This window comes from Nocardia brasiliensis IFM 10847 (assembly GCF_000710915.1).
Classification (GTDB): domain Bacteria; phylum Actinomycetota; class Actinomycetes; order Mycobacteriales; family Mycobacteriaceae; genus Nocardia; species Nocardia brasiliensis_A.
Genome location: NZ_BAUA01000020.1, coordinates 18,883 through 30,722 on the forward strand (window position 1 = coordinate 18,883; position 11,840 = coordinate 30,722).

Genomic DNA, 11,840 nt, shown 5'->3' on the forward strand with positions numbered 1-11,840 from the left:
ATTTCGTAGCGATACCCGTGACTACGCAAAGGACGCACCGATGGCCAAGAAAGTCACCGTCACCCTCGTCGACGACTACGACGGCAAGTCGAAAGCGAATGAAACAGTTCAGTTTTCGATTGATGGGGTGGCCTACGAGATCGATCTGTCCACCAAGAACGCGGGTAAGCTGCGCGTGACCCTGGAGCCCTGGGCGGAAAAGGCGCGCAAGATTGGCCGGGCGAAGCGCAAAGGCACCGGGAAAGCCACTTCCGCGACCGATCGCGAGCAAACAGCCGCGATCCGGGAATGGGCCAGGAAGAACGGGCACAACGTATCCACCCGTGGCCGGATCCCGGCCGACATTGTCGCGGCATATAACAACGCGAACTAGCGACGAATCCCCCTCGACCTGCATCGCGACACCGGCACGCGACGACCGCCGAGTACTCGGCGCGAGCGATGGCTTGCGACGGGAGCGACGGACTCGTCGGTAGAATTCCGGTTTCGGATGGCCTGAATCGGCCGACGGTAACTCGGGTAGGACGGGGTGTGTGGGGATGCGCATGCGGAAGCTGACCGCGCGGTCGGCGATTCTGAGCGCGTTGCTCGGTGCACACCCGGCCCAGGCGCCGGTCAGCTGGATCGTTTCGGTGGCCGAGGAACTCGGGCTGCAGCAGTCGGCCGTGCGCGTCGCGCTGACCAGGATGGTCGCCATGGGCGACCTGGAACGCGGGCAGGGCGTGTACCGGCTCTCCGACCGGCTGATCGAACGACAGCGCAGGCAGGACGCCGCGGTCAGTCCGGTGTTGAAAACCTGGGACGGGGGATGGTATTTGGCGGTGGTGACCGCCGTCGGCGACGACGCGCCCGCACGCACCGCGTTCCGTGACACCATGCGCGCACGCAAACTCGGCGAATTGCGGGAAGGCGTCTGGACCCGGCCCGCGAACGTCGAGATCGCGCTCGGGCCGGATGCGAGCAGGCGCGTTTCCGTGTTCACCGCGGCACCGCACGATTCACCGGTCGAGCTCGCGGAAACCCTTTTCGCGCCGCAACTCTGGGCGCGCGACGCACAGCGGCTGCTGCGCGCCTTCACGGATTCGACCTCGCTGCGCGAGCGGTTCGAAGTGGCCGCGGCGGCGGTGCGGCATATTCTCGACGATCCGTTGCTGCCCGAGCCGCTGCTGCCCGCCGACTGGCCTGGTGCGCAGCTGCGCGCCGAATATGCCGCTTTCCGTACGGAATTCATGGCATTCGCCGAGCAGCTGCTCGCCCCCTCGCAGGCTTAGGGTTCAGTGCGCCGTCTTCGGCGTCACGCGCTGAATGATCGCGGCAGTATCGATACCGGTCGGTAGCGTGCCGAACACATCGCCGTGTTCCCCACCGAGCCGGCTGACCGTGAAAGCGTCGGCCACCGCGGGATGGCCGTAGCGGACGAGCAACGACGCCTGTAGCACCTGTGCCATCGCACCGACGATCCGCCGGGCCCGGTGCTGAATTGTGTCGAAGTCCGCGAATTGTGTTTTCAGCCGCGCGATCGCGGCATCGAGATGACGATCCGCGCCCGCGGCGCGTTCGACTTCGGCAAAGAACGCGCCGAGGGTTTCCGGTTGTTTGGCCATGGCGCGCAGCGTGTCGAGTGCAGCGACATTGCCCGAACCTTCCCAGATCGACATCAGCGGCGCTTCCCGGTAGAGCCGTGGCATCCGCGACTCCTCGACATATCCGTTGCCGCCCAGGCATTCCAGCGCCTCGGCGGCGTGGATCGGGCCGCGCTTGCACACATAGTATTTGCTCACCGCGAGCGAGATCCGGCGCAATTCGTCGGCGCCGTCCACCCCGGCCGTCGCCCGGTCGGTGAGTTCGGCGAGCCACAGCGCGACCGTGGTCGCGGCCTCGGCCTCGATCGCGAGATCGGCGAGCACATTGCGCATCAGCGGCTGATCGGCGAGGGTCGCGCCGAACGCGCTGCGGTACGCCCCGTGATGCGCGGCGGCGGCGACGCCGGTGCGCATCGCCGTCGCGGTGCCCAGGGTGCAGTCGAGCCTGGTCAGGTTGACCATCTCGATAATCGTGGGCACACCGCGCCCCTCGTCGCCGACCAGCCAGCCGACCGTGTTGTCGTACTCGACCTCGCTGCTCGCGTTGGAGCGGTTACCCAGCTTGTCCTTGAGCCGTTGCAGCGCAAAGGGATTGTGCGTGCCGTCGGGCAGCACCCGGGGCACGAAGAAGCAGGACAGGCCGCCCGGCGCCTGAGCCAGGACGAGGAACACATCCGACATCGGCGCGGAGGTGAACCACTTGTGCCCGGTGATCCGATAGGTGCCGTCCGACATCGGTGTGGCGGTGGTCGTGTTGGCCCGGACGTCGGAGCCGCCCTGCTTCTCGGTCATCGACATCCCGGCGATCAGCCCACGCTTGGTCAGCGGAGCACGCAGGCCGGGGTCGTATTCCCGTGCGCACAACAGTGGTTCGTACTGCGCGGCGAGCTCCGGTGCTGCGCGCAGAGCGGGCACCACCGCGTAGGTCATCGAGATCGGGCAGCCGTGCCCGGCGTCGACTGGACCCCACACGCTCAATTTCACGGCTCGCGTCAGGTGCGGATTCGGCCGCGGATCGGTCCATACCGCACCGTGCAAGCCGAACTCGATCGCGTAGGTCATCAGCCGGTGATAGCTCGGGTCGTAGACGACCTCGTCGACGCGATTGCCGAACCGATCGTGCGTCCGCAGCGTGGGCGGGTGCGCTTCGGCGAGATCACCGAGTTCGATGGCCGCGGCGCTGCCCGCGAGCCGCCCGATCGTGTGCAGCTCGTCGAGCGCGTGCTCCGCTCCAGCCCGCTGCAACGCCTCGAGCAGCACCGGCTGTTCGGCAGCGTCGTAGTCAACAAGCGGAGGTACCTGATTGGTCACCGAATGAGTGGGCATGGGAGGTCCTTTCGCAGGCTCCGGATACTCGCCAGTATTACAGTGTTCCGTCGATTGATACAAGTATGTAATATGGGAATCGGTTCTGCCGCGCACGCACCGAATACTCCGACATAGTCAGGAAACCCGTTGCCCGACTTCGACAATCACTCCGGCACCCGCCCGGCCGCCTGGTACGAGGGACTCACCGAGTCGCCCGACTCCCCCTGGTCGGACCGTCCGCTCCCGCCCGCCGAGGCCACCTACCGCACACTGACCTACGAGGTCACCGGCCGGATCGCCCGGATCACGTTCAACCGTCCCGAACACGGCAACGCCATCACCTCCGACACACCCGTCGAGCTGGCGCACGCGGTCGAACGCGCCGACCTCGACCCCCGGGTGCACGTGATGGTGGTGTCCGGGCGCGGCAAAGGATTCTGCGGCGGGTACGACCTGTCGATCTTCGCGGAGAACTCCTTCGGCCCCGCCGAGGCGGCGGATTCACCGGCCGGCACCGTGCTCGATCCCGTCGTGCAGGCGCGCAACCACAACCCTCGGGACACTTGGGATCCCATGGTCGACTACGCGATGATGAGCCGGTTCAACCGCGGCTTCGCCAGCCTGCTGTACGCCAACAAACCGACCGTGGCGAAGCTGCACGGCTTCGCCGTCGCGGGCGGCACCGATATCGCGCTCTACGCCGACCAGATCATCTGCGCCGACGACACCAAGATCGGCTACCCGCCCACCCGGGTCTGGGGCATCCCGGCCGCGGGCATGTGGGCGCACCGGCTCGGCGATCAACGCGCGAAACGGTTGCTGTTCACCGGTGACTGCCTGTCCGGCAAGCAGGCCGAGGAATGGGGCCTCGCGGTCGAGGCGCCACCGGCCGATGAACTCGACGCACGCACCGAGGCCCTGCTCGAGCGCATCGCCCGGATGCCGGTCAATCAGCTGATCATGGCGAAACTGGCACTCAACAGCGCACTGCTGGCCCAGGGCGTGGCCAACTCCGGCATGATCAGCACGGTCTTCGACGGCATCTCCCGGCACACCCGCGAGGGCTACGCCTTCCAATTGCGCGCGGCCACCGAAGGTTTCCGCGAGGCCGTCCGGGAACGCGACGAACCGTACGGCGACTGGAAGCGAGCCCAGTTCGAAAAATAGGCGACCCGTTCAGTTCGGCCGGTACGCCCCCGGCGTGTGGCCGAGTGAGCGGCGATAGACCTCGATGAACGCGCTCGCCGACGACCAGCCGCACCGATGCGCGACGACGGTCACCGGCACCCGCTCGGCGAGCAACTGCACGGCATGATGCAGGCGCAGCTGCGTGCGCCACTGCGGATAGGTCATCGCCAGTTCGGTGCGGAACAATCGGGTCAACGTCCGCTCGGCCGCACCGACCTGGCGCCCGAGCTCGGCCAGCGTCCGCACCTCGGTCAGGTCGGATTCGACCAGCGCGCAAGCCTTTCGGAGACGTTCGTCCCGCGCGGCGGGCAACCGCAACGGCTGTTCGGGGCTGCGCCGCAACTGATCGAGCAGGACCCGGCGCAGGGGAACGAGTTCGTCGTCGGGCAGGTCGGTCGCGGTCGAACAGGTGATGATGAGCTCGCGGACCAGCGGTACCGCGGCGACTACCGAGGGCGTGGTCCAGTCGGGAGCCAGATCGAACGGAAAGCCGACGGTGTGGAATCGCGTCGGCCCATAGAAGTGATGCTCGTGCGCACACCCGGCGGGAATCCAGATCGCCCGGTCCGCGGGCGCGATCCAGTTCCCCGCGTCGGTGCGGACCTCGGCCACCCCGGAACTCGGATACACCACCTGGTGCTCGGCATGCCGGTGCCGATCGATGCGCGCGCCACCGTTCAGCGTCTTCGCCACCGTCGAATCTTGGCTGAATATCGGCACAGCTGGGCATTTTATCGGAAGTCGGCAACCCCATTCCGTTCATAGGCTGCTGGTCGGTACGGATGGAGGAGGACTTTCGATGGTGAGCGCCGAGCTCGAACAGACCTTGCGGACCGAGCACCTGTCGCCGTGGAAACGGATGCGGTACTGGATGGTCGCGCACGCGGTCGACGACTTCTACCAGGGCCTCGTGCCCGCCAGCATCTCGTTCTTCGTGCTGGAGCGGCACTACAGCTATGTGGCCGCGTCGGGGCTGGCGCTCGCCGCGACCCTGGGCAGTTCGCTGCCGCAGCCGATCCTCGGGGTGCTCGCCGACCGGTGGCGGCTGCTGTGGCTGGCGCCCGCGGGGCTGGCGGTCGCAGGCGTCGGGGCCGGTCTCGCAGGGCTGGCACCGGCCTACTGGCTGGTGTGGACGCTGCTGCTCATCTCGGGCCTCGGCATCGCGGCCTTCCATCCAGCGGCCGGCCGAGACGCCCGCCGCGACGCGGGCCACAGCGCTTCCGCGATGAGCCTGTTCGCGGCCGGCGGCAGCGTCGGGTTCTTCCTCGCCCCCGCACTCGCGACACCGGCCCTGGTGGCCTACGGCGTGGGGGCGACCGCGTTGTTCATCCCGCCCGCGGTGTTGATGGGATTCGTGCTGTGGCGCTACCAGTTACGGCGCACGGCGGGTGCGCGCGGCATGGTCGTCGCCGCCGGACACGATCGCTGGCGGCCGTTTTTCGTGCTCACCGCCGTCGCGGTGGTGCGCTCGATCATCTCTTTCGGCCTGAACACATTTCTCGCGCTGTACTGGATCAAGGCGCTGGGCAGCTCGCCCACCCTGGGCGGCGTCGCTTTGGCGGCCTTCCTGATCGGCGGCGTCGCGGGCACCCTGCTCGGCGGCCGCATCGCGGACCGTATCGGCATGACCCGCACGATCCAGATCGGCAGTGCCGCAGCGATTCCCGCGATCACCGCACTGCGGATCGTGCCGAGCCCGCACCTCGCGCTCGCCCTGGCCGCGCTCACCGGTGTGATCGTGAACATCCCGTTCGCGGTGCTGGTCAAGCTAGGCCAGGACTACCTGCCCAGCCGTCCCGGCACCGCCGCCGGCGTCACCCTGGGGCTCGCGGTGAGCGTGGGCGGGCTCTTCGTGCCGCTGCTCGGCCTCATCGCCGATCATGAAGGGCCACAGGCGGTTCTCACCACGCTGTGCTTCGTGCCGGTCGCCGCGATCGGGCTCAGTCTGTTGCTGCCACCAATCGATCGGACCAGAGCGGCTGGCGAACCTGTTATTGCGCAGCGGAATTCGTGAAGTCGACCACGCTGCCCTCGACCCAGCGGGGCAGCCGTTCGGCCACGAAACTCGCCAGGTCGCGGCCGTCGGACTCCACCGCACGGATCTCGTCGAGGTAAGCCTTCATCGCACGCTTGGCCGCCGGAGTGGAACTCGTCTCCAGGAAACCGGCGCGCTCATAGTGCAGGCCCTTCTCGAGCGGCTCCGAACCGCCTTCGTAGATGGCGCGTTTCAGCGCGCCGACCGCCACCGGCGAGCGACGAGCGAGCCGGGCTGCGGTCGCCCGCGCTTCGGCGAGCAGGCCGGACGGCTCGACCAGGCGGTGCACCAAACCGATCTCGAGTGCACGGGCGGGTGTGATCGGCGCACCCTCCAGGCACAGTTCCATCGCCCGGCCCACGCCGAGCACCCGGGTCAGCATCTGCGTGCCGCCGCCCCCGGGGATGATGCCCACCAGGATCTCCGGCTGGCCGATCTCGAACGGACCATCGGCCATCAGCCGCAGATCACACGACAAGGCCAGCTCACAGCCGCCGCCCAAGGTGCGTCCGTTGAGTGCGGCGATGAATACCTTGTCCGCGTTGCGCATTCGTCGGCAGACCTCGTGGTACTGCCGCAGATCGGCGACGCCGCTCGCGCCGGCCCGAGCCAATACGGCCTGCCCGCCCGGGATCCGGTCGGCGGCGCGACTCGCGTGCAGGGCCGCCGATGCCGTGCGCTGGGTGAGGGTGACCGGCGCGGCTTGCGCGCCCGCCAGAATCTCGGCCACGTCGTAGTGGCTGACGAACACGTCCTCGACCGCGCTGGTCAGCACCACGGCGCGAACTTCGGCGTCACTGTCGAGCTCGGTCAGCAGCGCCGCGAGCTCGGACATGATCGCGCTGGTCAGGAAGTTGTAGGGCGGATTGTCCAGCCATACGGTGAGAACGGCACCGTCTCGGTCGGTACGAATCAGGCTCATGGTTCCTCTTCTGCCGATGGACTTCTCCCGCGACAACCAGGATAGAAAACAACCGCTCCCTATTGGGTGGTTCGACGGGATCGCGGAGAAGACTGTCCGCGTGCACGACCCGGCCGGTCGCCGGTGGACCGTACGCACAGAGTCGGCTCACTGCCCGGCGAGATGGCGCCCGAGCCAGTAGCCCGTCCGGCTGGCGGCCACCGCGGCGATCTCGGCGGGCGTGCCGGTGGCGACGATCCGCCCGCCGTCCGGACCCCCGCCGGGTCCCAGGTCGATGATGTGGTCGGCGTTGGCGATCACGTCCAGATCGTGATCGATGACGAGAACCGTTGCGCCCGCGTCGATCAGCCGATCCAGCACGGCGAGCAGGGTACGAACATCGTTGGGGTGCAGTCCGATCGAAGGTTCATCGAAGACATACAACGTGTCGGCCTGCTCGGAACGCAGCGCGGTAGCCAGGCGCAGTCGCTGGGCCTCACCACCGGACAAGCTCGGCGTGGGCTCGCCGAGGCACAGGTAGCCGAGGCCCACATCGCGCACCGCACGAAGGGGCGCAACGATCTTCGGGTGCGCGGCGAACCGGTCGACCGCCTCGGCCACCGTCAGCGACAGCACATCGGCGATGGTCAAACCGTCGACCGTGACGGCGCGCACCTCCGGGTTGTAGCGGGCACCGTGGCAGTCCGGGCAGCTGACAGTGAGATCTGGCAGATACTGGATGTCGAGGTCCAGCTCGCCCAGACCCAGGCAGGTCGGGCACTGTCCCGCCGCGGTGTTGTAGGAGAACTGCGCGGCGGTGCGGCCGGATTCCTTCGCGAACCAGCGGCGGATCGGGTCGAGTGCGCCGCAGTAGGTGACCGGGGTCGATCGGGAGTTGTTGCCGATCGGGGTCGCGTCCACCTCGACCACGGCGCGGATGCCCGCGCGGTCGAGTCGCCGCACATGCGCGGGCGGTACGTCCGCGGTGAGCGCGGGAACGAGGCTGTCCAATACCAGCGCGGTCTTGCCCGATCCCGACACACCGGTCACTACGGTCAAGCGCCGCAGCGGGATTCGCGCACTGACGTGGCGGAGGGTGTACAGCTCGTCGACGGTGATCTCCAATGCGGCGGCGGTGTCGATCGGGTGCGGGGCGCGCAAGCGCGTGTCGGCACTGCCGGAAAGGTACGGTCCGGTCACCGACTCCGCACAGGCCGCGAGATCGGCGGCGCTCCCCTGCGCGACCACCGTCCCGCCCTGCCTGCCCGCCCCCGGCCCCATCTCGATCAGGTGATCGGCCTCGCGCAGCAACGCGACGTCGTGGTCGACCACCACCACCGAATTGCCTGCCGCGACAAGGCCGCGCAGCACCGCGCGTAATCCGTCGACATTGGCCGGATGCAGGCCGACCGACGGTTCGTCCAGCACATAGAGCATGCCCGTGGAACGCGCCTGCAACGTCGACGACAACTCGATCCGTTGCCGCTCCCCCGTCGACAGCGACGCCCCGGCCCGATCCAAGCTGAGATATCCGATACCCAACCGGCGCAGCGGTTCCACGGCCGCGGTCAGCTCCTCGACGAGCCGGTCCGACAGCGGCCGCATCTCGGCGGGCAGGGTCGCCGGTACCTGTCTCGCGAAATCTGCCAGCGCGTCCAGGCTTTCGGTACTCACCTGCGCGATGTCGAGGTTCGAGAGCGTCGTCGTCCGCGCCTCGGGCCGCAACCTGCTGCCCTGACAGATCGGACAGGCGTGCGTGGTGAAAAACCTGCTCAGTCGCTGACGGGTGGTTTCACTCGTAGTCTTCGCCGCCGCGTTCTGCACTGCGCGACGGGCACTTTCGTAGATCATGGTCGCGCTCACCGCGCGCCCCGCCTTGCTGGTGAGGGTAACCTGGCGCGGTTCGGGCGGGCCGTCGAGCAGAATCGCCCGCTCCGCGTCGGTCAGTTCCGCCACCGGCACCTCGATCCGCACCCCGAGATCCGCGGCCACCTGCGGCATGTAGCTGCGGCCCGCCAGATTCCACGGTGCTACCGCGCCTTCGACGACGCTCAGGCTTTCGTCGGGAATCAGGGTCGCCGTGTCGATTTCGTCGCGCACGCCGAGGCCGTCACAGCCGGGGCAACGGCCCAGCGTGTTGAACGAGAACGATTCCGCACTCGGATGCTCGAAATGCACCCCGCACACCGGGCAGTCCAACCACAGCTGCGCACTGCCTGCCAGAGTCGGCTCGATCCGATGCCCGTTCGGGCACACATGCCGGCCGAGCCGGGAAAACATCAGCCGCACCACGTTGAGCACCTCGGTCATCGTCCCGACCGTGCTGCGCCGCCCCGGCACCGGCGGCCGCTGCCGCAGCGCCAAAGCTGACGGCAGAAAATCCACCCGATCCACATCCGGGCGAGCCACCTGCCCGATCCGGCGCCGCGTATACGCGGACAACCCGTCCAGGTACCGCCGCGACCCCTCCCCGTACAGCACCCCCATCGCCAACGACGACTTCCCCGACCCCGACAGTCCGGTCAGCATCACCAACGACCAAAGAGGGACGTCCACATCGACATTTCGGAGGTTGTGCGTACGCGCACCGACCACCTCGACAGCTTTCGGCAACCGCACTTCGGACATCGACACCCCTCTTCAGCACAACCGAGTGAGTCAAACCGACCGCACGGTCACCTATCCGGTCGAATGTTCGGAATCGCTGAGCGCGGCGCAGGGTTGGTTCCTGCCTACGTATTGCACCGGTGCCACACAAGGCCTCGGACTCGGATGAGTGCTAGCCGTGCGGGCTGGTGTGCGTCACTGCTCCAGGTCGTTGTCGGGGAAGTTGTTGCCGGTGAGTTCGTCGGCGCGTTCCTCGGCGTCGGTTTCGCCGTCCAGGTCGGCGGAGGCCGCGTTGAGGAACCAGGTGAGTCCCTCGTCGGTGCGGCCGGCGGCGACCAGAGCGTCGGCATAAGCGTAGAAGAGGCGGGCCGCGGCCGAGCCGGTGCGTGCCGGGTCCAGTTCCGAGGTCTGCAAAGTGACCACGGCCTGGTCGTATTCGCCGAGATCCATGCGGGCGCCGGCGACGACGATGCGCAGCTCGGTGGCCTCATCGCCGGTGAGGGCGCGGGCCTCATCGCTACGGCCGAGCTCGATCGCGCGCTCGGGACGGCCGAGACCACGTTCGCAGTCCGCCATGACCGCGAGCAGACCGGAACCACCGGACATCCGGCGCGCGGTCCGCAACTCGGCCAGGGCCTCCGCCCATTCACCCGCGTGATACGCCGTGACGCCGGCAGTCTCCCGGACCACCGCGATACGGCCCGCACGCTGACGTGCGGCGCGCGCATGCGCAAGCGCCAGGCGGGGATCGTCGTCGATGAGCCGAGCCGCCATCACCAGATGCCGGGCCACGGCCTCCGCATTCGACTTGTCCAGGCTCAGCAGATCACGGCGGACCGCAGGCTCGAGATCGGCGGCCTGCACGTCATCGGGGAGATCAGGCTCCTCCGGGCGGGGCGCGCGCCGGTCCTGCGACCGATCGCCACCACCGACGCGGGCGCCTTCACCACCGCGCCGACGATCGTCCGGCCCACTACCCCGCGATTCGCCACCCCGATCGAAGCCACGGCCACCGGAATCGCCGGCACGGCGGAAGTTCCCGCGGTCGGAGTCTCCTCGGTTGGAGCCGCCACGATCGCCCGAGCCACCGCGCTTGAAACCGCCACGCTCACCGGCATCACCACCACGGTTGAAGCCGCGATCGTTCGAAGTGCCGCCCCGGTTGTCACCGCCGCGCCCGCCGGAATCGCGGTTGTAGCCGCCGCGATCGTCGGAATCGCCACGCTTGAAACCGCCCCGTTCACCGGAGCCACCGCCGCGGTTGAACCCGCCACGGCTGTCGGAATCGCCACCGCGGTTGAAGCCCTGACGGTCTCCGGAGCCGCCGCGGTTGAAGCCGGCGCGCTCGTTCGAATCATCGCTGCGCTTGAAACCACCGCGGTTGGCAGAGTCGCCGCTGCGGTTGAACCCGCGGTCTCCGGAACCGCCGCGGTTGAAACCACCACGTTCGCCGGAGTCGCCGCTGCGCTTGAAACCACCGCGGCTGCCTGCATCGCCGCCACGATCGTCCGAACGACGATTGAAACCGCCGGAGCCGCCGCGCTGCTCGGAGCCGCGGTCGCGATCGAAACCACCACGGCCCGAGTCGGCGCCACGGTTGTAACCACCGCGCTCGCCCGAGTCGCTTCGGTTGAAGCCCCCGCGACCGGAATCGCCGCCACGATTGAATCCGCCGCGCTCGCCGGAGCGATTGAACCCGCCGCGGTCGCCAGAACTGCCGCGGTTCGATCCGCCGCGCTCGCTGGACTCGCTGTTGCGGTTGAACCCGCCGCGCTCGCTGGAACGGTTGAATCCGCCACCGCTACTGCCGCGTTCGCCCGAGCCGCCGCTACGGTTGCCCGAATCGCGGTTGTAGCCGCCGGAACCCTCGCGGCGCTGGTATCCACCGCGCTCACTCGAGTTGTTCCGGTCGCCGGAGTCGCTGTTGCGCCGGAAACCGCCGCGCTGGCCGCTATCGCGGTCGGGACGGTTCCTCGACGAGTCGCCGGCCCCACTGCCCTGAGAGGGGCGATCGGATCCCTCGCCGCGCCGGAAGGAGTTCCGGTCGTCGTTCTGTTCCGACACGGTGATCCCTTTCTGAGGTCCGCAAGAGTTGGTCGGGGGCCCCACAAATTGAATCACGTGTCCTGGTGGGGGCCTGACACGGCGATGTCGTCCTGGCACTTCAAGGTGCTGAAACGACGATAGGGGACCCAGAATCTGGGTCCCCTATCGTGAA

8 protein-coding genes and 1 pseudogene are annotated in these 11,840 nt (G+C 68.1%); 4 read left to right on the forward strand and 5 right to left on the reverse strand.

Annotated features, from left to right (window positions below):
• Positions 1-40 precede the first annotated feature (40 nt).
• Positions 41-373, forward strand: a complete 333-nt coding sequence (locus NBRGI_RS04325) for a histone-like nucleoid-structuring protein Lsr2 (protein WP_029892951.1) — start codon at positions 41-43, stop codon at positions 371-373.
• A gap of 172 nt (positions 374-545) precedes the next feature.
• Complete coding sequence (locus NBRGI_RS04330) at positions 546-1,271, forward strand: PaaX family transcriptional regulator C-terminal domain-containing protein (RefSeq protein WP_029892952.1); 726 nt, start codon at positions 546-548, stop codon at positions 1,269-1,271.
• Between the two features lie 3 nt (positions 1,272-1,274).
• On the opposite strand, the gene NBRGI_RS04335 is transcribed toward NBRGI_RS04330, so the two are convergent.
• Positions 1,275-2,909 (reverse strand): acyl-CoA dehydrogenase family protein, encoded by a 1,635-nt coding sequence (locus tag NBRGI_RS04335; protein ID WP_029892953.1) that lies wholly within the window; start codon positions 2,907-2,909, stop codon positions 1,275-1,277.
• Between the two features lie 129 nt (positions 2,910-3,038).
• Here NBRGI_RS04335 and NBRGI_RS04340 point away from each other — a divergent pair, with 129 nt between their 5' ends.
• Positions 3,039-4,058 (forward strand): crotonase/enoyl-CoA hydratase family protein, encoded by a 1,020-nt coding sequence (locus NBRGI_RS04340; RefSeq protein WP_029892954.1) that lies wholly within the window; start codon positions 3,039-3,041, stop codon positions 4,056-4,058.
• A gap of 9 nt (positions 4,059-4,067) precedes the next feature.
• Here the strand turns inward: NBRGI_RS04340 and NBRGI_RS04345 are convergent, their stop codons facing one another.
• On the reverse strand, positions 4,068-4,772 hold the full coding sequence (locus tag NBRGI_RS04345; protein ID WP_370627688.1) for an AraC family transcriptional regulator: 705 nt from the start codon (positions 4,770-4,772) through the stop codon (positions 4,068-4,070).
• A gap of 106 nt (positions 4,773-4,878) precedes the next feature.
• Between NBRGI_RS04345 and NBRGI_RS04350 the strand changes: the two genes are divergently transcribed.
• Positions 4,879-6,093: an MFS transporter gene (locus NBRGI_RS04350; protein WP_051727495.1), complete on the forward strand. Its 1,215-nt coding sequence runs from the start codon at positions 4,879-4,881 to the stop codon at positions 6,091-6,093.
• Here the strand turns inward: NBRGI_RS04350 and NBRGI_RS04355 are convergent.
• The 3 genes and pseudogenes from NBRGI_RS04355 to NBRGI_RS04370 form a co-directional block, all read right to left on the reverse strand.
• A complete protein-coding gene (locus NBRGI_RS04355) occupies positions 6,071-7,036 on the reverse strand; it encodes an enoyl-CoA hydratase/isomerase family protein (RefSeq protein WP_029892957.1) in 966 nt (321 codons plus the stop codon). The two genes, NBRGI_RS04350 and NBRGI_RS04355, sit on opposite strands and share 23 nt — an antisense overlap.
• A gap of 147 nt (positions 7,037-7,183) precedes the next feature.
• A complete protein-coding gene (locus NBRGI_RS04360; protein ID WP_029892958.1) occupies positions 7,184-9,643 on the reverse strand; it encodes an excinuclease ABC subunit UvrA in 2,460 nt (819 codons plus the stop codon).
• A gap of 174 nt (positions 9,644-9,817) precedes the next feature.
• A pseudogene (locus NBRGI_RS04370) lies at positions 9,818-10,840 on the reverse strand (tetratricopeptide repeat protein); the annotation flags it as partial.
• Between the last annotated feature and the right edge of the window lie 1,000 nt (positions 10,841-11,840).

Excerpts from the sequence above, each read along its gene's own strand:
- NBRGI_RS04325 (WP_029892951.1), top strand. The coding sequence starts at position 41 with ATGGCCAAGAAAGTCACCGTCACCCTCGTCGACGACTACGACGGCAAG.
- NBRGI_RS04330 (WP_029892952.1), top strand. The coding sequence starts at position 546 with ATGCGGAAGCTGACCGCGCGGTCGGCGATTCTGAGCGCGTTGCTCGGT.
- NBRGI_RS04335 (WP_029892953.1), bottom strand. The coding sequence starts at position 2,909 with ATGCCCACTCATTCGGTGACCAATCAGGTACCTCCGCTTGTTGACTAC.
- NBRGI_RS04350 (WP_051727495.1), top strand. The coding sequence starts at position 4,879 with ATGGTGAGCGCCGAGCTCGAACAGACCTTGCGGACCGAGCACCTGTCG.
- NBRGI_RS04355 (WP_029892957.1), bottom strand. The coding sequence starts at position 7,036 with ATGAGCCTGATTCGTACCGACCGAGACGGTGCCGTTCTCACCGTATGG.
- NBRGI_RS04360 (WP_029892958.1), bottom strand. The coding sequence starts at position 9,643 with ATGTCCGAAGTGCGGTTGCCGAAAGCTGTCGAGGTGGTCGGTGCGCGT.